This window comes from Blautia faecis, assembly GCF_020554845.1.
Lineage (GTDB): Bacteria > Bacillota > Clostridia > Lachnospirales > Lachnospiraceae > Blautia_A > Blautia_A faecis.
On record NZ_JAJCIA010000028.1, the window covers coordinates 1 to 25,847 of the forward strand.

At 42.3% G+C, this 25,847-nt stretch carries 18 protein-coding genes, 1 pseudogene and 1 riboswitch; of the genes and pseudogenes, 18 read left to right on the forward strand and 1 reads right to left on the reverse strand.

The window, feature by feature from the left end:
- Positions 1-548: inositol monophosphatase family protein (locus LIZ66_RS13235; RefSeq protein ID WP_227227641.1), on the reverse strand; the 548-nt coding region annotated here is incomplete at its 3' end.
- Positions 549-753: 205 nt separating this feature from the next.
- On the opposite strand from LIZ66_RS13235, the gene LIZ66_RS13240 reads away from it, so the two are divergent.
- From LIZ66_RS13240 to hemL, 18 genes and pseudogenes are all read left to right on the forward strand, one after another.
- On the forward strand, positions 754-963 hold the full coding sequence (locus LIZ66_RS13240) for a helix-turn-helix domain-containing protein (protein ID WP_173718116.1): 210 nt from the start codon (positions 754-756) through the stop codon (positions 961-963).
- 25 nt (positions 964-988) lie between these two features.
- A complete protein-coding gene (locus tag LIZ66_RS13245; RefSeq protein WP_227200783.1) occupies positions 989-4,219 on the forward strand; it encodes a helicase-related protein in 3,231 nt (1,076 codons plus the stop codon).
- Positions 4,220-4,233: 14 nt separating this feature from the next.
- Entirely contained in the window at positions 4,234-4,893 is a 660-nt protein-coding gene (locus LIZ66_RS13250; RefSeq protein WP_173718118.1) for a DUF4391 domain-containing protein, read from the forward strand.
- Between the two features lie 17 nt (positions 4,894-4,910).
- Complete coding sequence (locus LIZ66_RS13255; protein ID WP_173718119.1) at positions 4,911-8,552, forward strand: YobI family P-loop NTPase; 3,642 nt, start codon at positions 4,911-4,913, stop codon at positions 8,550-8,552.
- Positions 8,553-8,568: 16 nt separating this feature from the next.
- Entirely contained in the window at positions 8,569-10,503 is a 1,935-nt protein-coding gene (locus LIZ66_RS13260; RefSeq protein ID WP_173718120.1) for a site-specific DNA-methyltransferase, read from the forward strand.
- A gap of 14 nt (positions 10,504-10,517) precedes the next feature.
- The gene (locus tag LIZ66_RS13265) at positions 10,518-11,600 is read left to right on the forward strand and encodes a PDDEXK nuclease domain-containing protein (protein WP_173718121.1); all 1,083 of its coding nucleotides are present in this window, start codon (positions 10,518-10,520) and stop codon (positions 11,598-11,600) included.
- Entirely contained in the window at positions 11,597-14,650 is a 3,054-nt protein-coding gene (locus tag LIZ66_RS13270; protein WP_227200784.1) for a type III restriction-modification system endonuclease, read from the forward strand. The genes LIZ66_RS13265 and LIZ66_RS13270 overlap by 4 nt, the downstream gene beginning before the upstream one ends.
- Positions 14,651-14,868: 218 nt before the next feature.
- A riboswitch (cobalamin riboswitch) is annotated at positions 14,869-15,065 on the forward strand.
- A gap of 117 nt (positions 15,066-15,182) precedes the next feature.
- Complete coding sequence (locus LIZ66_RS13275) at positions 15,183-16,175, forward strand: ABC transporter substrate-binding protein (RefSeq protein ID WP_195983034.1); 993 nt, start codon at positions 15,183-15,185, stop codon at positions 16,173-16,175.
- Position 16,176: 1 nt separating this feature from the next.
- The gene (locus LIZ66_RS13280) at positions 16,177-17,262 is read left to right on the forward strand and encodes a FecCD family ABC transporter permease (protein ID WP_173716563.1); all 1,086 of its coding nucleotides are present in this window, start codon (positions 16,177-16,179) and stop codon (positions 17,260-17,262) included.
- Entirely contained in the window at positions 17,259-18,032 is a 774-nt protein-coding gene (locus LIZ66_RS13285; RefSeq protein ID WP_019161065.1) for an ABC transporter ATP-binding protein, read from the forward strand. The genes LIZ66_RS13280 and LIZ66_RS13285 overlap by 4 nt, the downstream gene beginning before the upstream one ends.
- Before the next feature lie 22 nt (positions 18,033-18,054).
- Positions 18,055-18,843 (forward strand): sirohydrochlorin cobaltochelatase, encoded by a 789-nt coding sequence (locus LIZ66_RS13290; RefSeq protein WP_227200785.1) that lies wholly within the window; start codon positions 18,055-18,057, stop codon positions 18,841-18,843.
- Positions 18,840-19,196 (forward strand): CGGC domain-containing protein, encoded by a 357-nt coding sequence (locus LIZ66_RS13295; RefSeq protein WP_173716560.1) that lies wholly within the window; start codon positions 18,840-18,842, stop codon positions 19,194-19,196. Before LIZ66_RS13290 ends, LIZ66_RS13295 begins: the two co-directional genes overlap by 4 nt.
- A 167-nt stretch (positions 19,197-19,363) precedes the next feature.
- The gene (gene hemA, locus LIZ66_RS13300; RefSeq protein ID WP_226815458.1) at positions 19,364-20,593 is read left to right on the forward strand and encodes a glutamyl-tRNA reductase; all 1,230 of its coding nucleotides are present in this window, start codon (positions 19,364-19,366) and stop codon (positions 20,591-20,593) included.
- On the forward strand, positions 20,583-21,068 hold the full coding sequence (locus LIZ66_RS13305; RefSeq protein WP_173717535.1) for a precorrin-2 dehydrogenase/sirohydrochlorin ferrochelatase family protein: 486 nt from the start codon (positions 20,583-20,585) through the stop codon (positions 21,066-21,068). The genes hemA and LIZ66_RS13305 overlap by 11 nt, the downstream gene beginning before the upstream one ends.
- Positions 21,061-21,924, forward strand: a pseudogene (gene hemC / locus LIZ66_RS19455) (hydroxymethylbilane synthase); the annotation flags it as partial. The gene LIZ66_RS13305 and the pseudogene hemC, both read left to right, overlap by 8 nt.
- Before the next feature lie 39 nt (positions 21,925-21,963).
- A complete protein-coding gene (cobA, locus tag LIZ66_RS19460) occupies positions 21,964-23,499 on the forward strand; it encodes a uroporphyrinogen-III C-methyltransferase (RefSeq protein ID WP_264467170.1) in 1,536 nt (511 codons plus the stop codon).
- Positions 23,490-24,473 carry a porphobilinogen synthase gene (hemB, locus tag LIZ66_RS13320; RefSeq protein WP_148462844.1) on the forward strand — a complete coding sequence of 328 codons (984 nt, stop codon included), beginning with the start codon at positions 23,490-23,492 and terminating at the stop codon, positions 24,471-24,473. Before cobA ends, hemB begins: the two co-directional genes overlap by 10 nt.
- The gene (hemL, locus tag LIZ66_RS13325; RefSeq protein ID WP_195983036.1) at positions 24,473-25,744 is read left to right on the forward strand and encodes a glutamate-1-semialdehyde 2,1-aminomutase; all 1,272 of its coding nucleotides are present in this window, start codon (positions 24,473-24,475) and stop codon (positions 25,742-25,744) included. Before hemB ends, hemL begins: the two co-directional genes overlap by 1 nt.
- Positions 25,745-25,847: the final 103 nt, after the last annotated feature.

Below are 25,847 nucleotides of genomic sequence, written 5' to 3' on the forward strand. Positions count from 1 at the left end.
CTTCGGGTCACACCGTTCTCTGCGACAAAATAGTTACTTGTCACTATTAAGCCTTCCTTTGCCCTGTTTTTTTCATAAGGAGAGGAGCCGAAAGACACCACAGCATCTTTGAATTCCTGCTGGTCGGACACATGGATAGGAGTTCCGTTCAGATAGGCACCTTCCCCTTTGGCACCGTAGAAGAGTTCCTCGGTAAAGGGATTATAGACCACTCCGAAAGTGATTTCCCCATTTTCATAAAGCCCCAGAGAAACTGCGCTTAAATGATAATCCCGGATTAAATTGGTGGTTCCGTCAATGGGATCCAGAATCCAGTAAGATTTCCGGGAATTCAGTCCAAGGTTTTCTTTTTCCTCAGCAATCAGTGCAATGTCCGGAAATTCTTTTCCAAGAGCCTCCTTCAGGTAATTTTGTACGGCAACATCTACGTTGGTAACGTAATCGGCAGCCCCTTTTTCGGTAACCTTTTCGTGGACCATTTCCTGGAGAATCAAGGGCTTGGCCTGCTTGACCAGTTCTATGATTCTGGCTTGGTTTTCCTTATTCATATCAATATACCTCCTAACGTATGTCAAAAAATTTCAACAATTTGTATGGCCTAGAGAAAATTTACCATAAACGGAAAGAAAGGGCAAATGGAAAATTAAAGTGTAAAAATACATAGATTGATTTTATTCGCAGTTTAGCGTATAATAAATTTGATTAATTATGTTCCGCTGAGAGTAGATTGCAACATGAAGAATGAGGTTAACTATGGATTATTTATCGATTAAACAATTATCAGAAAAATGGGGGATTTCAAAAAGAAGAATTCAAACTCTGTGTTCAACAGGGCGAATCCCCGGAGCTAAAAAAGTTGGCTACTCATGGATTATACCTGACGATGCAGAAAAGCCCGTTGATGCCCGCATTAAGTCAGGAAAATATCTAAAGAACAAAAAATGTTCTGAGGCTTCGGAATAACAAGGGCTAAGGAGGCTGCATACAAATGAAGATTTTTGATAATATTTCTGAAATTGTGCGTGACGACATGACCACTACAATTGCAAAAGGAAGTAAGGTGTCTGTTGCAGCTGCCTGCTTTTCCATGTACGCGTATAAAGAACTGAAAAAACAGTTAGAAGGCGTGGGTGAGTTTCGTTTTATATTCACTTCACCTACTTTTACAACTGAGAAAGCCTCAAAAGAAAAGCGGGAATTCTATATTCCGAGATTGAACCGTGAGAGCAGTTTGTATGGAACGGAATTTGAAATCAAATTGCGGAATGAGATGACGCAGAAGTCGATTGCAAAAGAATGTGCAGATTGGATCAGGCGGAAAGCTGTTTTCAAATCTAATATTACAGGTGAAAACATGCAGGGTTTTATGACCGTGGAGTCTTCGACAGAACAAGTCGCCTATATGCCGATGACGGGGTTCACAACAGTTGATATAGGATGTGAACGAGGCAACAACAGCTATAATATGACCAATCGAATGGAAGCACCATTTTCCACTCAGTATATGCAGCTATTTGAGAAAATTTGGAATGATCGCAGTAAGATGCAGGATGTTACAGATGTGGTGATTGAGAATATTTCTTCTGCTTACAATGAAAATTCTCCAGAGTTTATTTATTTTATGACTCTGTATCATGTATTCAGCGAGTTTTTGGCGGATATTTCGGAAGATGTTCTTCCCAACGAATCTACAGGATTCAAAGAAAGCAAGATCTGGAACCTACTTTACGATTTCCAGAAAGATGCTGTTCTCGCAATCATCAACAAACTTGAAAAATACAATGGCTGTATTCTGGCGGATAGTGTTGGTCTTGGAAAAACTTTCACAGCCTTAGCCGTTGTGAAGTATTACGAAAATAGAAATAAGTCGGTTCTTGTTTTGTGCCCTAAGAAACTGGCGGAAAATTGGAATACCTATAAGGGAAACTATATGAACAACCCGATTGCGCTAGATCGTCTGCGGTATGATGTGCTGTTCCATACAGATTTATCACGAACAGGCGGTACTTCCAATGGCATTGAGCTGGATCGCCTGAACTGGGGGAATTATGACCTTGTTGTCATTGATGAATCTCATAACTTTCGCAACGGCGTCGGCACGCATGCGAATACAACAGAAAATCGATATGTGAAGCTGATGGAGAAAGTCATCCGCACCGGTGTGAAGACGAAAGTTCTAATGTTATCTGCAACTCCGGTCAATAACCGATTTGTGGATTTGCGCAATCAATTGGCTATTGCTTATGAGGGAGACAGTGAGCAAATCGACAGTAAGCTTGCAACAAAAAAATCTATCGATGATATTTTTCGTCAGGCACAGAAAGCATACAATGCCTGGTGCAAGCTTGATCCGGAAGACCGCACAACGGATGCGCTTTTAAGAACCTTGGATTTTGATTTCTTTGAAGTGCTGGACAGCGTAACAATTGCCCGCTCCAGAAAGCACATTTCCAAGTATTATAGCACAGCAGAAATTGGCAAGTTTCCGGAGAGATTGAAGCCAATTTCACTGCGGCCGAGTCTTACCAGCTTAAAGTCGGCAATCAACTACAATCAGATTTATGAAGAGCTGATGAAGCTTAGCCTTTGCATTTATACGCCGTCCAACTATATCTTTCCAAGCAAGCTGGATAAGTACATGGATTTGACGCATAACAAGGGCATCAATCTTACCCAGCGCGGTCGTGAGCAAGGAATTCGCAGACTGATGAGTATCAACCTACTGAAGCGATTGGAAAGTTCTGTGTTTTCATTCAACCTGACGCTTAGCCGTATTCGCGAGCTGATCACGAAAACAATCGATGCGATCAATCGTTTTGAAAAATATGGTGTATCTGATCTGGATATGTCTGAAGCGTCTGATAATGACTTTGATATGGATGACGGCAATACAGATTTCTTCTCTGTGGGCGAGAAAATAAAAATCAATCTTGCGGATATGGATTATCGCACATGGAGAGAGGAGCTTCAGACCGATGCTGATATTCTGGAACTACTGACACTTATGATCGCTGACATTACACCGGAATACGATACGAAGCTGCAAACATTATTTGGTCTGATCTCCAAAAAAATTGAGCATCCGATCAATCAAGACAACAAGAAAATCATGATCTTCTCAGCGTTTTCAGATACGGCAGAATACCTCTACGAGAATGTCAGTGTATTTGTAAAAAAGAAATATGGATTGGATACCGCTCTTATTACCGGAGCAGTTGACGGAAAGACTACTGTTAAAGAGCTGAAAGCAACACTGAACAATGTTCTGACTTGCTTTTCTCCTATCAGCAAGAGCAAGGCAGCGCTTATGCCGAACAGTACAGCTAATATTGATATTCTGATCGCCACGGACTGTATTTCGGAAGGTCAGAACCTGCAAGACTGTGATTATCTGGTGAATTACGACATTCATTGGAACCCCGTGCGTATTATCCAGCGTTTTGGACGTATAGACCGTATTGGCAGTAAGAATGAATATATCCAGTTGGTGAACTTCTGGCCCGATATGAATCTGGATGAGTATATCAATCTGAAAAGCCGTGTAGAAACTAGGATGAAAATTTCAGTCATGACTGCTACCGGTGATGATGATCTGATCAACGCAGAAGAAAAAGGCGACCTAGAATATCGTAAGGCACAGCTGAAACGGTTACAGGAGGAAGTGGTTGACATCGAGGATATGTCGGAGGGAATCTCAATCATGGATTTGGGGCTGAATGAATTCCGCCTCGATCTGCTGGAATACCTGAAAACACATCCAGACATGGAACGAAAGCCACGCGGTCTTCATGCTGTGGTGTCGGCAATGGAGGAACTGCCGGAAGGTGTGATCTTCGTGTTGCGGAATGTAAACAATAGCGTGAATATAGACAATCAGAACCGCATCCATCCGTTTTACATGGTTTATATCGGTCGGGATGAAGATGTGATCTGCGATTACCTGAATCCCAAGCAGCTTTTGGATGATGTGCGGCTTCTCTGCCGTGGTAAGTCGGAACCAATCAAAGAAGTTTATACAAAGTTCAATGAAGAAACAGATGATGGCCGGAATATGGCAGAGATGTCGGAACTTTTGAGCATGGCCATTGATTCTATTATAGATACTAAAGAAGAAAGCGATATTGACAGCTTGTTCTCGCCTGGTGGTACATCGGCTCTGATGTCGGATATTTCCGGACTGAGTGACTTTGAGCTGATCTGCTTCCTGGTCGTGAAGTAAAGGAGGAATTTATTTTGTTAGGACTTCCTAAGTCGACAGAATTTAACAAGCGCTTGCCCAAGCAGAAGTTCTATGAGAACCTTACCATTACACCTGCTTTGAAAAAGAGGGTTATTGATGATATTCGGATTATATATTGGCGTAATAAGATTGCTGCGTCTACGATGAATCTGGCAGCGGGGCAAATGGTGACTGAAATTGAAGTGTTTGAAATCAGGTGGAACACGCAAACTGTGAATGAAGCGATACTGCGACAAATTGACCGTGAAATCCCGTATCACATTTTATTCCTGATGGAATATGGCGGCAAGTATCAGGCCTGGATCGGATACAAAGAAGCGACTGCTGGAAATAATGCTTTCAAGGTGGAACGTTACTATCACACGGATTGGCTGGCAGAAGATGAGCTTTCATTAAAAGTGGAAGGCTTGAATCTGGATGCGGTGTATGAGAGTTTTGTTCGCCAGCTGGCGGGTGCCGTGTTAGAGCAGACAGAAGGCGTGCAGGAGACTTTGCAGGAAGCTGTGCAGCGGAGTGAGCAGAAAGCAAAGCTTCAAAAACAGATCGAAGCCTTGCAGGCAAAGATACGAAAAGAAAAGCAGCTGAATAAACAGATGGAAATGAATGCGGAGTTGAAGAAATTGAGAAATCTTTTAACCAAGATGGTCAGATAGAAAAAGAGGTGAAACTGGTGGGGAATTTTGAATACAGAGATTTGGCACCAATTGACAATATCGAAAACGGCGACAAATATATAGAAGCCCTTAACTGGGCATTTCAAAATAAGAAAGTTAAGAATATTGCTTTAACAGGCCCTTATGGTGCAGGCAAGAGCAGCGTTATTGAAACTTTTCTTGCGCAGGATGATGAAAAAAATAACAAGGGCATTCCCTTTCGTGCTAATACCATCAGAAACAAATCTCTTAAAATCTCTATGGCCACATTCTTTAAGGGAAAGGTTTTGGAAAATGATGAATCAGGAGAAAAAATTGAAGTAGATGCTGACGAGGTTGAAAAGGGAATCTTAAAGCAGCTTTTTTACAAAGTAGAACCAGGTAAAATCCCGCAAAGTCGATATAGAAAAATACATAAAATAAAATTTCTTCCAGTGTTTGTAGGTGTTTTGGCTGTAATGATATTTACGGCTATTCTGTCTGATATTTTTGTGCCAGAAAAGTTTAGTACCTTTGTTGAGACGGTAAGTAACTTCCTTTCAAGAAAAAAACTGCCCTATATCAATACATATTTTTTTATTGGAATACTTTTCACGGTAACATCTGGCATAATTGCTTATCTGTATCGCACAGTGATTTCGAGATTCAGGATAAAAGAAGTAAAGCTGCCCAGTGATACAACCATTCAAAGCGGCAGAGAAGAATCGGATTCTGTTTTCAATAAGAATCTTGATGAAATCATGTACTTCTTTGAAGCTACTGGATACAGAATCGTGTTTTTTGAAGACCTGGATCGTTTGGACGATCCAAAGATTTTTGTTCACCTTAGAGAGCTGAACAACCTTCTTAATAACGATGACGCTATTAAACGAAAGCCGATCGTTTTTGTTTATGCTGTTAGAGATGATATTTTTTCAAAAGAAGATAGAACCAAGTTTTTTGATTTTATCATTCCTATCATTCCTGTAATCAATGAGACGAACTCTGGGGAGATTCTTCTTCAGCGGCTTCAAGAGGCAAAAGGGAAAGCCATTGAGCACAATATATCACAGGGGTTTGTATTGGATGTTTCTCCGTATATTTCGGATATGCGTGTTCTGCAAAATATATATAATGAGTTTGTTATATACAAAGATACATTAAGGACAACGCAGGAACTTTCATTGTCGGATGAGCAAATGCTTGCAATGACCATCTTTAAAAATGTCCATCCGAGTGATTTTGCAGATATACAAAGCGAATCGGGCGTTATTAAACAAGCTTTTGAGGATAAACAAAGGTTTATTTCGGCCAAGAAACAGGAAATGCAAGCAGAAATTGATGACTATAAAACCACGGTAGAGCGATACAAAGCGGACAGCATGAAATCGGTGAGGGAAATTAAATTCGCAATGTTTGGTGAGTTGATGGGGCAATTGGGAACACCAGAGTCTTTGAGAGCTGGGTGGGATGCAATTTCCGCAAGTGAAATCATGGATGATAAATTTGATTTAGTGAAAATACTCAACAAAAATTATACCGAAATGTATTATTATTATGGAAGTGGATATTCTGGTCAAACATCAATAAATAAAGAAACGCTCAAATCCTACATTGAACGGTGGAAAGAAATCAATCGAATAAGGAAAATCGGGCTGCAGGAAATACAGGAAAAATTGCAAGAACTTAGAATGCAGCAGCATGATCTTTCGGGTCTTTCACTTGCTAAGCTGTTGGAAGATTATTCACCAGAGGAAGTATTATCAGAAAAGGTCAAACGGAACAAATTGCTTGTATTCCTCTTGCGCAGAGCCTATATTGACGAAGAGTATGCCAGTTATATTAACTACTTTAAAGGCGCAAGCATTACTAAAGATGATATGAATTTTATTCTTTCGGTGAAGAATCAAGAGCCACTTGCATTTGACTATCAGCTGACTAAGACGCCAATGGTGCTTCAAAGACTTCAAGAATATGAATTTGAGGAAAAGGCTATTTATAATTTTACCTTACTTGAAGAATTGCTATCAGAAGGTGAATCAGTAAAGCTAAGTGCTTTTATTAACCAGTTATCTGATGAAAGAGAAATCAGTTGGCACTTTATTGATGAGTTTTTCAGCTGTACCAAGCAAAGAAAACAATTTATTCAATTGTTGTCCCAAAAGTGGACCGGAATGTGGACGCATATCAGTGCAGATGCAACAATGACATATGCTCACAAACTGGAATACCTATGCGAAATCATGAATACTTCTCCAATTTCTGTAATTGAGGAGTTGAATGCAGACGATAGTATGACGGCATTTTTTGAACAGCATGAAGACATCCTTCAGGGGTTAGAATCTTGCGAAAATGAAAAAATCATTTCGGTGATCCAGTGCCTGAATGTTCACTTTACTCGCTTGCTAATAGAAAATGTTGCAAATAATATTTTAGATGCAGTTTTCGATGGAAAATTTTTTGCTCTGAATCAAGAAATGATCCAAACGATAGTAGGGTATAAAAATAGCAGCATGGTTGGCAATTTGACCACTCGTCCATATTCTACACTGATCGATCTAAAATACTTGCCTTTGCTCCAGTATGTTCAAGACAACATCGAATTGTATGTTCGTGAAATTGTTTTGACGAATGAAGCTTTGAAGGATAGTGCAGAGGATATTATTGACCTGCTCAGGCGTTTGGATGGTATGACGGAATTGCAGGTTCAGATCGTTCGGCAGGAGCAATTTGCACTAAGTAATATTGAAGATTGTGCAGGTGATTTGGCTCGAAAAAATAAAGAACAATGGAGTGCTATTTGGGATGAGCTTCTGAAGGAAAATATTATTGAGCCTGATTGGAATAATATCATTGAGTATTGGAAGATTTACAGCCTTACAGATACGCTGAAAAAATATGTATCCGCTCAGGTCGATGTATTGAAAAAGGCCGATACTACGGTTGTAAGCGATGCGTTTATAAGGAAATTCATAAGTTCCAAATTCGACGAAGAAGTTCAAAGAAAGCTCATCCCTGTGCTGAAGATGAATGACTTTGATATGGATATTTCGGCGATAGATCCATTCACATTACAGGTCATGATCGATTGCAGATATTTTGCATTCTCCGCTAACCGATACACAGATGTTACGGCAATCTCACCTGCTCTCGGTGTAGCTTTCATAACGCAGAATCAGGCTGATTTTATGGCGACAAAAAACAGTATTCCTATATCTGATAGTTTGTTTGAAAGCCTCATGCTTAGTGAAAGCATTCAGAAGGAATATAAAGATGAATTGTTTATTGAATATGCCGAAAGCTACATGACAGCAGGTGTGGCCACGAAAATGGTTGTATTAAAATTGCCGGTTACAAAAGAAATTGTGGATATTGCAATGAACTGTGTAGATCAGAAGAATAAAGCGGAAATTCTATTTACAAATATCGATGTATATGGTGCTGACGATCTCCCACGAAAATTCAATGAACTTGGTGGACAATATGCTGATCTTGTAGACCGTACAAAACGCCATGAGGTTCTTCTATCAGCGACTCAAGAACATTACTTGCTGGCTGAATATTTGGAGAAGATTGGATATATCACAAGTAAGGAAGAAAAAACAGAAACTCAATTTGATCCTGCTTTAGAAAGAAAGAAAACGCAAAAATTCTTAAAGCTGCGTGTCAAGAAAGTGTAAGAGGAGGAAAAACTGAATGGATAAGATGAGAATGGAATCGCCGGATATGACGGCACAGAATGTAGACCGCATTGCCGCACTGTTCCCAAACTGCGTCACAGAGGTGCTGGATGAAGAACACAGCACGCCGGAAAAGAAGGTGTACAAGCGGGCAATCAACTTTGAGCTGTTGAAGCAGATGCTTTCGCCTGATGTGGTGGAGGGCAATGAGCGGTATGAGTTTACATGGGTGGGAAAGAAGGCTGCTATTGTAGAGGCAAACCAACCCATTCGCAAGACGCTGCGTCCTTGCAAAGAGGAAAGCAAAGACTGGGACACCACCGAGAACCTCTATATTGAAGGCGACAATCTGGAAGTGTTGAAGCTCTTGCAGGAGAGCTATCTCGGCAAAGTCAAGATGATCTATATTGATCCGCCGTACAATACAGGCAACGACTTCATCTATGCCGACGATTTCATGCACTCACAGGAACAAGAAAACCAGCAGATGGGAATGTACGACGAGGACGGTGACCGTCTGTTCAAGAACACCGATACCAACGGGCGCTTTCATTCTGACTGGTGCAGCATGATCTATTCCAGACTGCATCTTGCTAAGAATCTCCTAACAGATGATGGCGTGATTTTTATTTCTATTGACGACAGCGAAGTAAAAAATCTCAAAAATATTTGTGATGAAGTTTTTGGAGCGGCAAACTTTGTCGCACAACTAATATGGCAAAATAAAAAAGGAGGCGGCAATGATTCTACGCACATAGCTATTGAGCATGAATATATCCTTACTTACGCAAAGAATATAGCACTGCTCGGAGAGTTCTATGAATCATATTCCGACGACTACATCAAAAGGTACAAAGAAGAAGATAATATTGGGCGCTTTTTCTGGGATACATTCAAGAGAAAAGCTGGCAAGCAATACTATCCTATTACATGCCCGGACGGAACAGTCTTAGAATATGATGAAGACGGAAATGCAATTAGCTGGTTGCGTTCAAAAGCAAGATTTGATTCTGACATTGCAGCAGGAGAAATAAGAATTATAAAAATTGGAGAAAAGTGGTCAGTCCAGTTTAAGCAAAGAATACCGCTTGGGAAGACGCCGCGTAGTATTTTTACAACAGAAACTGTGATCGATGACCGTGGTACTACAAGTACAGGCGCAAGTGATGTTTATGACTACTTCAAAAAGGATGTTTTCTCTAATCCGAAACCAGTTGAACTAATTCGATTCCTTTTAGGATTTGGACTTGGTGAGAATGACATTGTACTGGACTTCTTTAGCGGATCAGGGACAACGGCGGAGGCTGTCATGCGTTCTAATCTTGAAGGAGGTAAAAACAAGTTTATTCTTGTGCAACTTCCTGAAAATATTGATCCGCTTGTGAATAGTTCTTCTGCTAATGCAAAGAGGGTTGCCGAAAACGCTGTTTCCGTCCTCGATGAAATGGAACATCCACATCTTCTGACAGAACTCGCAAAGGAACGCATCCGCCGTGCCGGTGAAAAGATCAAGTCCGAAAGCCCATTGACAACTGCTGATCTTGACGTTGGCTTCCGCGTTCTCAAACTGGATGACACCAATATGAAGGATGTCTACTATGCACCTGATGATTACGACCAGGGCTTGCTTGCCGGTCTGGAATCCAATATCAAGGATGACCGCACTGATCTTGACCTGCTGTTCGGCTGCCTGCTGGACTGGGGGCTGCCACTGTCTATGCCCTATTCTTCTGAGCAGATCGATGGCTGCACCGTTCACACCTACAATGATGGTGATCTGATTGCCTGCTTTGATGAGAATGTGCCTGAAAGTGTGGTTGAGAAAATTGCCAAGCGCCAACCACTTCGCGTTGTTTTCCGCGACAGCGGCTTTGCAAACAGCCCAGCTAAGATTAACGTCACAGAGATTTTTAAATTGCTTGCACCGGATACCAGAGTAAAAGTGATTTGACGGGAGGCGCGGAGATGAAAAATAATGAGATTCACGAGGCAAATCAAAGTGATTTTTTAAAGAATGTTTCCGATGTTCTTCTGCAAGCCCAGAAAAATGCAAAAACCGCTGTTAACCTCTCTATGGTTTATGCCTATTACGAGATAGGCAGAATGATTGTAGAGGAAGAACAGCATGGCGAGAATCGGGCAACTTATGGCAAAAAGCTTTTGAAGGAACTTTCCACATATCTGACAGGCATGTTTGGAAAAGGCTATTCCGCTGAAAACCTGAAACTTATGCGGCGTTTCTATAGCATCTATTCGCATGATCAAATTGGGGAAACAGTGTTTACCCAATTCGAGAATCTTCCGGCGATCAGTACAGGAAGAAAATTTTACCTGAGCTGGTCGCATTATTTGAAACTCATGCGGATCGATAATATAGACGAACGGCATTTCTATGAAATCGAGTGTGTTAAAAACGATTGGAGCCTCAGTGAACTGAAACGTCAATATAATAGTGCTCTTTATGAACGGCTTGCTCTCAGTACGGACAAGGACAAGGTTTATCGGCTGGCACTGGAAGGCCAGAAAGTAGAGACACCGAAAGATGCAGTGAAAGACCCATATGTGCTTGAATTTCTGGGCTTGAAAGAGCTTCCGGAATATTCAGAAAGTGAACTGGAAAGCAGAATTATTGATCACTTGCAGCAGTTCCTTTTGGAACTGGGCACTGGTTTTGCGTTCATCGGGCGTCAGGTGCGCTTCACATTTGATGAAGAACATTTTATGGTTGATCTGGTTTTCTATAACCGTCTGCTGCGATGCTTTGTTCTGTTTGACTTGAAAATTGGGGAACTCAAGCATCAGGATATTGGGCAGATGCAGATGTATGTCAATTACTATGACCGCAAAGTAAAACTGCCGGATGAGAATAAAACAATCGGTATTGTCCTTTGTCGCGATAAAAATAATGCGGTAGTAGAAATGACGCTGCCAGAAGATAATTCTCAGATATTTGCCAGCAAGTACGAAACGGTTCTTCCAAAAAAGGAAGACTTAAAGAAACTTCTGGAAGAGCAAATTGCAGTTGAGAACGGAGGAGCGGAAGAATGAAACTTCAATTTAAGCATCAGAAGTTCCAGGCGGACGCTGCCAAGGCAGTGGTAGATGTCTTTACCGGGCAGCCATATCTGACTCCAACTTATATGATGGACAGAGGTACCGGTAATTTCCAGTTTGGTATGAATGAAGAGGAAGACTTTACCGGATGGCGTAACCACCCACTTGTGCCGGAGCTGTCTAACCGTATGATCTTGGAACAAATCCAGAAAATACAAAGAACCTATCAAATCACGCCTTCTCAGAAATTAGAAGGTGAAGGTTATAATCTGACAATTGAAATGGAAACTGGTGTTGGTAAAACTTATACTTACATCAAAACCATGTTTGAGCTGAATAAGCACTATGGCTGGAGTAAGTTCATTGTTGTGGTACCGAGTATCGCCATTCGTGAAGGCGTTTACAAATCTTTTCAGGTAACGCAGGAACACTTTGCGGAAGAATACGGAAAGAAGATTCGCTTTTTTATATATAATTCCGCTCAGCTTACGGAAATTGACCGCTTTGCGTCTGATAGTGCCATCAATGTTATGATTATTAACTCGCAAGCGTTTAATGCCAGAGGAAAGGATGCGCGTCGCATCTATATGGAACTGGATGACTTCCGTTCTAGACGTCCGATAGATATCATTGCGAAAACGAATCCGATTCTTATTATTGATGAGCCACAGTCTGTCGAGGGTAAGCAGACAAAGGAGCGGCTGCGGGAGTTTCATCCGTTGATGACATTGCGTTATTCTGCAACACATAAGGATGACAGTATCTACAACATGATCTATCGCCTGGACGCTATGGAAGCCTATAACAAACGTCTTGTAAAGAAGATTGCAGTTAAAGGGATTACAGAATCTGGCAGCACGGCAACAGAAAGCTATGTTTATCTGCAAAGCATTAACTTATCTAAAGCTGATCCGACTGCAACCATTCAGTTTGACTATAAAGGTGCTTCTGGAATTCGGAAAGTTACTAAGACAGTAGGAATTGGATTTAACCTCTATGATCAGTCTAACGGCATGGAAGAATATCATAATAACTTTGTAGTAAAGTCGATTGATGGTCGTGATGATTCTGTAGAGTTTTTGAATGGTATCAAAATTTATGCTGGTGATGTGATCGGTAGAGTTAGTGAGGAGCAACTGCGCCGTATTCAGATTCGAGAAACGATTCTCTCTCACATTGAGAGAGAACGACAGCTGTATTACAAGGGAATCAAAGTCCTTTCTCTGTTTTTTATTGATGAAGTTGCTCATTACAAACAGTATGATGCAAACGGAAAACCGAGTAATGGTATCTTTGCAGAGATGTTTGAAGAAGAGTATCGCGACATTGTAGAAAATTTGCAGATAGGTGTTGGAGAGACTGAATATTTTCGCTATCTGGCTTCTATCTCTGCCGAATCCACTCATGCAGGCTATTTTTCGATTGATAAAAAGGGCAAGATGATTAATAGCAAGGTTGGCCGTAAAGAAACCACAACAGATGATGTTGACGCCTACGATTTGATTATGAAAAACAAAGAGCTGCTTTTGGACAGAGATCCGAAACGTTCCCCCGTTAGGTTTATCTTCTCGCATTCAGCGTTACGTGAGGGCTGGGATAATCCGAATGTTTTTCAAATCTGTACACTGAAACAGAGCGGCAGTGATGTTCGCAAGCGCCAGGAGGTTGGTCGTGGTCTACGCCTGTGCGTCAACCAGGATGGTGAACGCCAAGATGCGAATGTTTTGGGAAATGATGTTCATAATGTCAATATTCTGACTGTCATTGCCAGTGAAAGTTATGATTCCTTTGCGAAAGGCTTACAGAGTGAAATCGCAGAGACTGTGGCAGATCGGCCTCGTGCTATTACAGCTGATCTGTTTGTAGGAAAGGTCATCAACGATTCGGATGGTCGTGAACAAGTGGTTGATAGGGATACTGCCTATGCCATCATGTATGATTTGACTATTAACCGCTATATCGACAAGAAGGGTGTATTGACTGATAAATACTACGAAGACAAATCCAATGGCATTTTGCAAATTGCTGAAGAAGTGAATGATTTCGCAGCATCCATTGTAGAACTCATCGACTCGGTTTACAACCCGAGGGCAATGCAGCCTGAAAATGCTCGTAGTAATAATGTTGAGCTTAGGGTTAATGAAGAAAAATTTGCTATGCCTGAGTTTCAAGCGCTCTGGTCAAAGATTAATGCAAAGTCTATTTATATCGTAGATTTTGATATTGATGAACTGATCCGAAATGCAATAACATCTCTGGATGCTAAGCTGAGAGTTGCTAAGATTTTCTTTAAGATTGAATCAGGTGCAATGGAAGAAATTAAATCGAAAGAAGCTTTGGAATGTGGAGCAGCTTTTACAAAGGAAACTTCTGCTTACGGTACGCAGACACGGATTCCTGTCAATAGTAGTGTGAAATACGATTTGGTTGGCAAACTGGTGGAAGAGACAAAGTTGACTCGTAAGGATGTTATTGCTATTCTGTGTGGTATCAAAAAGACTGTTTTTGATCAGTTTAAAGATAATCCGGAAGAGTTCATTATCAAGGCAGCTGCACTTATTAATGAGGAAAAGGCTACAGCCATTATCCAGCACATTACTTATGCAGCTTTGGATGAGCATTACAGCATGAAGGTATTTACTGATTCCACTATTAAAGGCAGGTTGGGCGTCAATGCAATGAAAACAAAGAAGCATTTGTACGATTATCTTGTTTTTGATTCCACCAATGAACGTGATTTTGCTATAGGACTGGATATGAGCACAGATGTGGCCTTATATGTAAAATTGCCGAATGGATTCTATATTTCAACACCGGTAGGAAATTATAACCCTGACTGGGCAATTGCTTTCTATAAGGGAAAGGTAAAGCATATTTATTTTGTAGCTGAAACCAAGGGCTCTATGTCCTCTATGCAGTTGCGCTTGATTGAGGAATCTAAGATACACTGCGCACGGGAACACTTTAAGGCTATCAGTAGTGACAGCGTTGTTTATGATGTTGTGGATAGCTATCAGAGTCTTTTTAATATGGTGACGAGATAAGGCGTTAAGGATAATATTTCCTCAACAATCATAGGAAGGAGTGCTGTGTATGTCAGCTTTTATATCTCGCTGCGAATAGCACGAATGTAATTCAGTGTGAAAACAGGGACTAACAATGTGTATGCGATGTAGTCCCTGTTTTCAAAAAAGGTTCATAAAAACATTGTTAAAGAAATATCTTTACTTTATTTAAAGGGTAAGTTATAATAATTCTGCTTAAAAGAATAAATGTGCCAAGTGCTGAAAAATATACAAAATTTATACTATTTTCAGAAGAGGGAATCAGGTGAGAATCCTGAACGATCCGGTCACTGTATTCAGTTATGCCACATTCATATCCATTGCATTTTTATGTGAGAAGGGAATGGGGATTTAAGCTGTAAGCCAGGAAACCTGCTTGGTTCATAGAAAGAAACTTCCGTGTAAAGTGCTGTCTTTCGTATCATGTTTTTTTGTGATGCCCGCTTTTCATGGAAGCGGACTTTTTTCTTTTAAAAACAGAAATTCAAAAGAAAAAGTGAGGAGAAAAAGCATGAAAAACATGAAAACAGCAGCAGGAATGTTATGTCTGGCAGGAATTCTCAGCCTGGGAATGGGAACAACTGTATTTGCGGAGGATGGAGACAGCCATTATCCCGTAACAATCACAACCTACAATTATGAGAACGAACCGGTTGAAATGACTTTTGAGAAAGCTCCGGAGAAAGTATTTGCATATGCAAACTCCAATATCGAAGAGCTTCTGGCACTTGGTCTCGGTGATAAGATCGTAGCTGCTTGCGGTCTGGACGGTGATGTGCGTGAGGATTTAAAAGATGAATTTGACAAGATTCAGTATATGGATACCAAGCCATCCAAAGAAGAAGTTGTTGCAATGGAGCCTGATTTTATTGCGGCATGGTATTCTTCTTTCAGTGATGACTGGCTTTCTGATGTAAGCTTCTGGCAGGAGAGAGATGTAAATACATACATGTCCCTGAACAGTTCTGCAAAGGGACCGGCTTCTGAGTTCCCACGTACAATTGAAGACGAATATGAGGATATCCTGAACCTTGGCAAGATCTTTGATTGCGAAGACAAGGCAGAGGAAATCGTTGATCAGATGAAGGGTGAGATTGATAAAGTAAAAGAGCATGTGGAAGGAACAGACCCGTTATCCGTAGCCGTTCTTGAGGATGAGGGAGATTCCTTCCGTGTATATGGAACAGAGACACTTGGCGGAAATATTCCGGAGACACTTGGTGCAGAGCTGAAGCTTGGTGCAGAGAACTCTGAAAACGTTGGTGCAGAGGATCTGATTGCAGCTGATCCGGATGTATTATTCATGATCAACTATGATGGATTTATGACAGCTGATGAGGCAATCGCTGATATTACAGATAACCCTGCATATGCGAGCCTTTCTGCAGTTAAGAACAACAAAGTATTCTCTGTAAACCTGAACGAGGTATACTGCAGCGGTGTGAGAACCTATGATGGAATTATGACATTTGCAAAAGCATTATATCCGGATCTGTACGAATAAAATGAAAAGAAAACCGGATTTTAAAAATGGAATTTTTCATGGAAAGCCGATCTATGTGCTGGCGGTGATATTACTGACTGTGCTTCTGGTGATATCCATTCTGACTGCAGTTACCATTGGTTCTGTAGATCTTTCTGTGAAAGATGTGTATAGTGTAATTTTGTATAAAGTGTTTGGAATCGGGGATCCGGAGGTTTATGGTGTAGGAGCCATGTCTGATATTGTGTGGTTTATCCGCCTTCCCCGTATTCTTCTTGCAACAGCCGTTGGCATGGGGCTGGCAGTTGCAGGTGTGGTAATGCAGGCCATTGTGAAAAATCCGATTGCAGATCCGTATATTCTGGGTATTTCCTCTGGTGCATCTCTTGGTGCAACAGTGGCAATCTTTCTTGGAGTTGGAGCCGTATTTGGCTCCAACTCTATTGGAATCTGCGCATTTATCGGAGCCTTCCTTATTTCTGTACTGGTACAGATCACTGCAAATATAGGAGGCCGGGCAAATTCAGTCCGACTTCTGCTTGCAGGTACAGCACTTGGAAGTGTGTGCAGTGCATTTTCAAACTTTGTTGTCTATATTGCGGGCGACAGAGATGGAATCCAGACAGTTACTTTCTGGCTGATGGGAAGTCTGGCAGGCGCGAAATGGGAAAATCTGGCTGTGATTATTCCCTGCGTTTTTATAGCAACCCTGTTTTTCTGCACCCAGAGCCGTATTCTCAATATGATGCTGCTTGGAGATGAGGTATCCATCACATTAGGAACTGACCTGCACAGATATCGTCAGGTGTATCTTGTAGTGACAGCACTGTTGATCGGTTTTGTGGTATATTCCGCAGGTATCATTGGATTTGTAGGACTCATTATTCCTCATGTGGTACGAATGTTCTTTGGAACCGATCACAAGAAAATGCTTCCACTGTCAGCACTTAGCGGTTCCATTTTCCTGATCTGGGCAGATGTTGCTTCCAGGATCATTATTCCCAAGAGTGAAGTCCCAATCGGAATCCTGGTATCCATGATCGGAGCACCTTGCTTTATTTATCTGCTGGTACGCAGATCTTATGGATTCGGAGGTGAGAAATCATGAAACTGACAGCTTCTGATATCCATGTGGAGCTTGGCGGAAATGAGATTCTTAAGGGAATTGACGCAGCCATAAAGGAAAAGGAATTTGTAGGAATTATAGGACCAAACGGAAGTGGAAAAAGTACATTGCTGAAATGTATTTACCGTGTACTTAAGCCAGATACCGGCGTGATCATGCTGGATGGAAAACCGTTGAACGAATATAAGGTAAAGGATTCTGCAAAAGCACTGGCAGTGGTGTCCCAGCACAATTACTATAATTTTGAATTTTCCGTACAGGAAATTGTAATGATGGGAAGGGCTCCTCATAAGAAAACCATGGAACGGGATAATGCCGAGGATTATAAGATCGTGGAAGAGTGTCTGGAAAAAGTGGGAATGCTTCCCTATCGGCACCGTGTTTTTTCCAGTCTGTCTGGCGGTGAGCAGCAGCGAATCATTCTGGCAAGAGCTCTGGCGCAGAAAACTGACTGTCTGATCTTGGATGAGCCTACCAACCATCTTGACATCAAATACCAGCTCCAGCTTCTGGATATTGTAAAAAGTCTTGGGGTCACTGTGATCGGTGCTTTGCATGATCTGAATATTGCAGCAGCATACTGCGACCGGATCTATGCCATGAAGAACGGTCGTCTGGTGGCTTGCGGAACTCCGGAAGAAGTCATTACAGAAGATTTTATACATATGTTGTATGAAGTAGATGCAACTGTAAAAAAGGATGAATACGGCATGCTGAATGTTACATACCATCCTTTGCATGTGAAAAAATAAAGGAAAAGTGGAGGAAATCTGAATGAGCGATACAGCAAAAAAAGGGATCCTTGTAGTCAGCTTTGGCACCAGTCACGAGGACACCAGAGCAGTGACCATTGATGCAATTGAAAAAGAAATTGGAGCTGCTTTTACAGATTGTAAAGTTTATCGCGCATGGACAAGCAAGATGATCCTTGCCAGAATTGCAAAGAGAGATCATATTCACTATGACAATGTGACAGAAGCAATGGAGCGTATGAGAACAGATGGAATCACAGAGGTGATCGTCCAGCCTACGCATGTAATGAACGGTGTGGAAAATGATCTTATGAAAAAGGATGTTCTGGCGTATGCGGATCATTTCCGATCTGTGAAATTCGGAGCTCCTCTGCTTACAACAGAAGAAGATAATGAGTATGTGGTGAAAGCGGTTGCAGATGAGTTCCCTGTAATTAAGGATAAGGAAACGGCACTTGTGCTTATGGGGCATGGAACCGAGCACTACGCAAATGCCGTTTATGCCGCACTGGATTACAGATTCAAGGATATGGGATATGAAAATGTGATCGTAGGAACTGTGGAAGGTTATCCTGAAATTGACCAGGTCCTGAAACAGCTTGGAAAATGCGGGGTAAAAAAAGTAGTAATCGCACCGTTTATGATCGTTGCCGGTGACCATGCGAAAAATGACATGGCAGGAGAGGAAGAAGACTCCTGGAAAAATATCATCAGCAAAGCTGGCTATGAAGTGCAGACAGTTCTGAAAGGACTGGGGGAATATGAAAGTATTCGAAAACTCTTTGTGGAACATGCGAGGGAAGCGGTATGATTAAAATTGGAACACTGACCTGCCTTCACTCCAATAATGTGTGTGCCAGAGTGGGATGCCTGAAGGCCTTTCAGAATCGCAGTGACTTTTTTGATGGATATTCTCCGGACACACTTCTGGGAGCAATGATGACCTGTAATGGATGCAAAAGTACAAATCCCAAAGAACCGGATGTAGATGAGGGAATTCTGGAAAAAATAGACAGGCTGGTCAGCGAAGAAATTAAGGTAATGCATGTGGGAGCCTGTCGTCTGGACAGGGAGAAAAAAGAGTGCCCACGAATAGCCAAAATCTGTGAGATGATAGAATCCAGGGGAATCCAGGTGGTAAGAGGAACTCACAGAGAATCCTGAAACAGGATAGAGAAATCGTATAGGGGAAACTTCCAGGCAGATTGTGGAAAATAGTCTGTCTGGAAGCTTTTTTATTGCTGTGTTTTGCCTGGCTTTATTGACAATATACGCAGGAATTAGTAAAATGAGCGGTGGCAGAAAATGATATTTAAGGAGAATTACATAAGATGAGTATTTCTATGATTGGAATAGACCATAGTATGGCTCCCGTAGATATACGAGCCTTGTTTGCATTTACCAGAAAAAATGCAGGGGAGGCTATGGAAAAATTAAAGGAACAGCGGGGAATAGACGGCTGTATTATTCTTTCTACATGCAATCGCCTGGAGGTATGGGCAAGTGTGGATGATGAGGCAGAGCTTTCTTTATATAAAGAGCTTTGTAAACTGAAAAATATTAATGATGATCAGTACGAGATATATTTTACAAAGCGTGAAGGCCATGCTGCTGTGGAACATCTGTTTTACCTTGCATCCGGTCTAAAATCCCAGATACTTGGAGAAGATCAGATTCTTACTCAGGTAAAAGATGCACTGGGAATTGCCAGAGAGCATTTTACAACAGATGGAGCCCTTGAAGTGCTTTTCCGAATGGCTGTAACAGCAGGAAAAAAGATTAAAACTGAGGTGCCATTTTCTCATGGGAATCCGTCTGTGATCCATCAGGCGATAGAAATGCTTGACAGACAGGGCTATTGCGTACAGGATAAGGTCTGCATGGTGATCGGAAATGGAGAAATGGGAAAGGTTGCAGCCCAGGCTCTTATGGAAGCCGGTGCAGATGTGACTGTAACCGTGCGTCAGTATCGCAGCGGAATGGTGAATATTCCATTTGGATGTAAACGAATTAATTATGGCGAAAGAATGGACTATCTGCCTAAGTGTGATCTTGTAGTCAGTGCTACGGCAAGTCCGAATTTTACTTTGCGTGAGGAACTGTTTGAAAATCTGGAACTGGAAAAAAGTATTGTTCTCATTGATCTGGCAGTTCCAAGGGATATTGAACCGGAGCTTGGAAAATTCGAAGGGATAACCTTGTTTGATATGGATAGCTTCCGCATGGAAGAAACTCCGGCTGAGCTTCAGGAAAATCTTGAGGCGGCAGGACTGATCGTGAGAGATCAGATGGATGAATTTTTTAAATGGTTAGATGGTAAGGAACTGATACCAAGAATTCAGGAAATCAAAGAGAATGCAGTGAATGATTTTAACCTGCGGATCATGAAGCCATTGAAAAACACACAGATGGATGAGCAGGAAAAAGAGAAGTTGATAAATGCAGTGGATACTGCAATGGGGAAGGTTGTAAATAAAATGCTGTTTGCATTGAGAGACAGTGTGAATGAGAAAGCATTTTTGGAATGTGTAGCAGGACTGGAGAAAACATATGAAAAATAAGCGCTATTTCCCACTGTATGTGGATCTATCGGATAAGAATATTGTGGTAGTGGGTGGGGGAACCATTGCCACAAGAAGAGTGAAAGCATTATTATTATTTACCAGGAATATTACAGTAATTGCGCCGAAGATGACAGCAGATCTCTGGGAACTGGGCAAGCTGGGAAAAATTCAGATCCAGCCCCGCCCTGTGAAAAAATCAGATTTCTCTATGGCTTATATGGTGCTGGCTGTTACGAATAACACTGAGTTAAATGAAGAAATTTACCGTATCTGTAAAGAAGAGGGAATTTATGTAAATGTTGCAAGTGATAAGAATTTGTGCGATTTTTACTTTCCTGGAATTTGCCTGAAGGATGATATTGTAGTGGGAATCACGGCCAGCGGTGTCAATCACAAAAAGGCTAAGGCAGTAAGAGAAAAAATGCAGGCACTTCTGGAAGAACTGGAAAAAGATGAGGATAGTTATGAATAAAAAAGTTGTGATCGGAAGCAGGGAAAGCAAGCTTGCCGTACTGCAAAGCCAGATGGTGAGGGACTATATTGTCTGCAAGCACCCGGAAACAGATGTGGAAATTCTTACCATGAAGACCACAGGTGATAAAATTCTGGACCGTACGCTTGATAAAATCGGAGGAAAAGGTCTGTTTGTAAAAGAACTGGACCGGGCGCTTCTGGAAGGAAGAAGCCAGTTGTCGGTTCATAGTCTGAAAGATATGCCAATGGAAATCTCAGAGGAACTTCCCATACTTGCTTTTTCCAGACGTGAAGATGCAAGGGATGTACTGGTTCTTCCAGAAGGCTGCTATACTTTGGATCCATCCAAACCCATCGGATGTTCCAGTCTTCGAAGAAAACTGCAGCTGAAAGAAATTTATCCGGATATGAATGTGAAAAGCATTCGTGGAAATCTTCAGACAAGACTGGAGAAGCTGGATAACGGAGATTATGCTGGGTTAGTTCTTGCAGCCGCAGGGTTGAAGCGTCTGGGACTTGAAAAAAGAATCAGCCGGTATTTTGATACAGAAGAAATGGTTCCGGCAGCAGGTCAGGGAATCCTGGCTGTCCAGGGAAGAAAAGGGCTGGATTATGAATATCTGGAAGGATATGACGATCTGCAGGCACACCAGGCGGCAGCAGCGGAGCGTGCCTTTGTGAAATATTTAAACGGAGGCTGTACTTCTCCTGTGGCAGCCTATGGAGAAATCAAAGATGGTCAGTTGAAACTTACCGGCCTTTATTACGAGGAAGAAACCGGACATTACCTGAAAGGATATAAAACCGGAAATCCTTCAGATGCAGAAAAACTGGGAACTTCTCTTGCAAAAGAACTGCAGGAGCGCTGCAAAGTGGAATACAAAGAGTCCGGCTTGCAGGAAGACAACAAAAAAGAACCGGGAAAAGTCTGGCTGGTGGGAGCTGGCCCTGGAGATGTGGGACTTTTTACAATGAAAGGTGCCCAGGTGCTGGAACAGGCAGATGTGGTTGTTTATGACAGCCTGGTAGGACAGGGAATCCTGACCAGAATTCCTGCTTCTGCAAAATTGATTAACGTGGGAAAACGAGCCGGCCACCATACCATGTCCCAGGAGAAGATCAACCAGGTTCTTGCGGATGAGGCAAAAAAGGGCAACCGGGTAGTACGCCTGAAAGGCGGCGATCCTTTCCTTTTTGGACGAGGAGGAGAGGAACTGGAGCTTCTTACAAAGGAGGGTATTCCTTATGAAATAGTTCCTGGTGTGACCTCCCCGATTTCCGTACCTGCATACAATGGGATTCCTGTGACACACCGGGATTTCTGTTCCTCTGTCCATGTTATCACCGGACATAAACGCAAGGGTATGGAGTACGACATTGATTTTGGGGCACTGGTGCATACAAAGGGAACTCTTGTTTTTCTTATGGGAATCACTGCCATGGAGGATATCTGCAATGGCCTTATGAAAGCTGGTATGGAACCGGATATGCCTGCCGCTGTTTTGTCCAAAGGAACCACAGCAGGCCAGAAACGAGTGGTAGCTACTGTTGGTACCCTGAAAGCTGCGGCTGATCAGGCGAAGATCCAGACACCGGCCATTATTGTGGTAGGAAAGGTCTGCACTCTGGCAGATGATTTTGCCTGGTATGAGAAATTACCTCTGGCAGGCTGGAAGATCCTTGTCACCCGGCCAAAGGAGAATATTTCCAGAACTGCGGCCCTTCTTCGGGAGAAAGGTGCAGAAGTACTGGAACTTCCATCCATCAGTATTATCCCTCTGGAGGATCAGAGCAGACTGTACCAGGCCTTTTCTCATATCCGCAGCTATGACTGGCTGGTATTTACAAGTCCTGCAGGCGTGGAAGTTTTCTTCAGGCAAATGGAGAAAAAGAAGATCGACCTGCGTTCTCTTGGAAATGCAAAAATCGCGGTGATCGGTGAGGGCACAAAGAAGAAATTTCTGGAAAGAGGAATCTATCCGGATTTCATGCCTTCTGTTTATGATGGAAATACCCTTGGAAAAGAGCTTGGCGCTCTTTTAAATGGAACAGAAAAGATTCTGATTCCAAGAGCCTCCCTTGGAAACAAGGAACTGGCAGAAGAACTGAAAAAAACAGGTGCACAGGTGGATGATGTTCCGACCTATGAGACTGGATATGTAAGCAGTCCTCTTATTAATGAGAAGAAAGAATTTGAAGAGGGCACTATTGACCTGGCTGTATTTACCAGTGCTTCCACAGTGAAAGGCTTTGTGGAGAGCACCAAAGGACTTGATTATTCCAGGGTTCGTGCTGCATGCATTGGAAAACAGACTCGTGCAGCGGCGGATTCTTATGGAATGCAGACATATATGTCAGAAAAAGCAACCATCGACAGTCTGATCGAACTGGTTGAGACACTGAAGAGGAGAGAAGAAAAATGGAACTGATTAAGAGACCTAGAAGATTAAGGGGCGGTGCGAATTTGCGTAAAATGGTGAGAGAGACCAGAATGGACAAATCTTCTCTTATCTATCCGCTGTTTGTAATGGAAGGAAATGGAATCCAGGAAGAGATCCCTTCCATGGAAGGGCAGTACCGTTACAGCCTGGACCGTCTTCCCTATAAGCTGGAGCAGTTGGAAAAAGCAGGAGTAAACAGCATTATGCTTTTTGGAATCCCGGATCATAAGGATGAAGTCGGAAGCGGCGCTTACGCTCAGGATGGTATTGTACAGAAGGCACTTCGGGAAGCAAAGAGCAGATTTCCAGAGATGTATTATGTGACAGATGTGTGCATGTGTGAATATACTTCCCACGGTCACTGCGGCGTTCTTTGCGGCCATGATGTTGACAATGACAAGACATTGGAGCTTCTGGCAAAAACAGCTCTGTCTCATGCGCAGGCTGGCTCTGATATGATCGCGCCTTCCGATATGATGGACGGACGTGTGGCTGCCATCCGTAAAGAACTGGATCTGGGCGGTTATACCAATATTCCAATCATGTCTTATGCAGTAAAATACGCTTCTGCGTTCTATGGCCCATTCCGCGATGCAGCCGGAAGTGCTCCTGCTTTTGGAGACCGCAAGAGCTATCAGATGGATTTCCACAACAGAAGAGAGGGAATGAAAGAAGCTCTTATGGATATTGAAGAAGGCGCTGATATTATTATGGTGAAGCCTGCCATGTCCTATCTTGATATGGTATCTGAGATCTCCAAGGCTGTGAATGTTCCGGTAGCTGCCTATAGTGTAAGCGGTGAGTATGCCATGGTGAAGGCTGCAGCAAAGATGGGCTGGATCGATGAAGAGCGGATCGTTGGAGAAATGGCGGTGGGAGCTTATCGTGCAGGTGCACAGATTTATATCACCTATTTTGCAGAAGAAATTGCAAAAATGATGGAGGAAGGGAGAATCGGATAATGACAAAGTCTGAGAAGCTTTTTGAGAGAGCGGTAAAAAGAATCCCTGGCGGTGTAAACAGTCCGGTGCGTGCATATGGCGCTATTGGAGAAGCACCGAGATTTATTGAACGTGCAGATGGCTGCTATATTTATGATGTAGATGGCAATCGTTATATTGATTACATAGATTCCTGGGGACCAATGATCCTGGGACACAATTTTCCTGCAATACGGGAAAGCGTTCTGAAGGCATGTGAAAAAGGCCTGAGTTTTGGATGCGCTACAGAGATTGAAGTGGAAATGGCTGAATTTATCTGTGACAGAATCTCGCATGTGGATATGATCCGAATGGTCAATTCTGGTACAGAGGCTGTTATGAGTGCAATCCGTGTGGCAAGAGGTTATACGGGGAAAAATAAGATCATCAAATTTGCAGGCTGCTATCATGGACACAGTGATGCCATGCTGGTAAGCGCAGGTTCCGGTGTGATGACAAGTGGTGTGCCGGACAGTGCCGGTGTTCCAAAAGGCTGTACAGAGGATACTATGCTGGCAGCTTACAACGATCTTGGCAGTGTGGAGACTCTTTTTCAGCAGGCAGATGGCCAGGTGGCAGCAGTGATCGTGGAAGCAGTTGGAGCCAACATGGGTGTAGTTCCGCCAAGGGAAGGATTTCTGCAGGGACTTCGCGCTCTTTGCGACCAATACCATGCCCTTCTTATTTTTGATGAGGTGATTACCGGATTCCGACTTGCATTTGGCGGCGCAGCACAGTATTTTGGTGTAACACCGGATCTGGTTACTTATGGAAAAATCATTGGTGCCGGAATGCCGGTAGGTGCATATGGCGGAAGAAGAGATGTGATGGAATTGGTTGCTCCGGCAGGAAAAGTATATCAGGCAGGTACTTTAAGCGGAAATCCGGTAGCTATGGCTGCCGGGCTTACCCAGCTGAAATATTTGTATGACCATCAGGAAATTTACACGGAACTGGAGAAAAAGGGAGAGCTTCTCTACGGTGGAATGGGAAAAATCGTGAAAGAAAAAGGTCTGAATTACCAGATGAATTATGTGGGCTCTCTTGGAAGCCTGTTCTTTACGGGACAGCCTGTTGTCGATTATGTTTCTGCAAAATCTTCTGACACAGTGGCATTTGCAGAATATTTCAAAAAAATGCTGAATATGGGAATTCATATGGCTCCGTCCCAGTTTGAAGCCATGTTCCTGTCAGCGGCTCATACAGATGAAATTATTATGGAAACTCTGGATGCAGTAAAGCTTGTTCTTTGAAAATGTGTGTGGTATAATTTAGACACAATTACATAAAAGAAACCAGAATACGAGTTGCTGTAATAAAATGCGGCTGTAATAAATGAACCGTGGCAGAGGATTT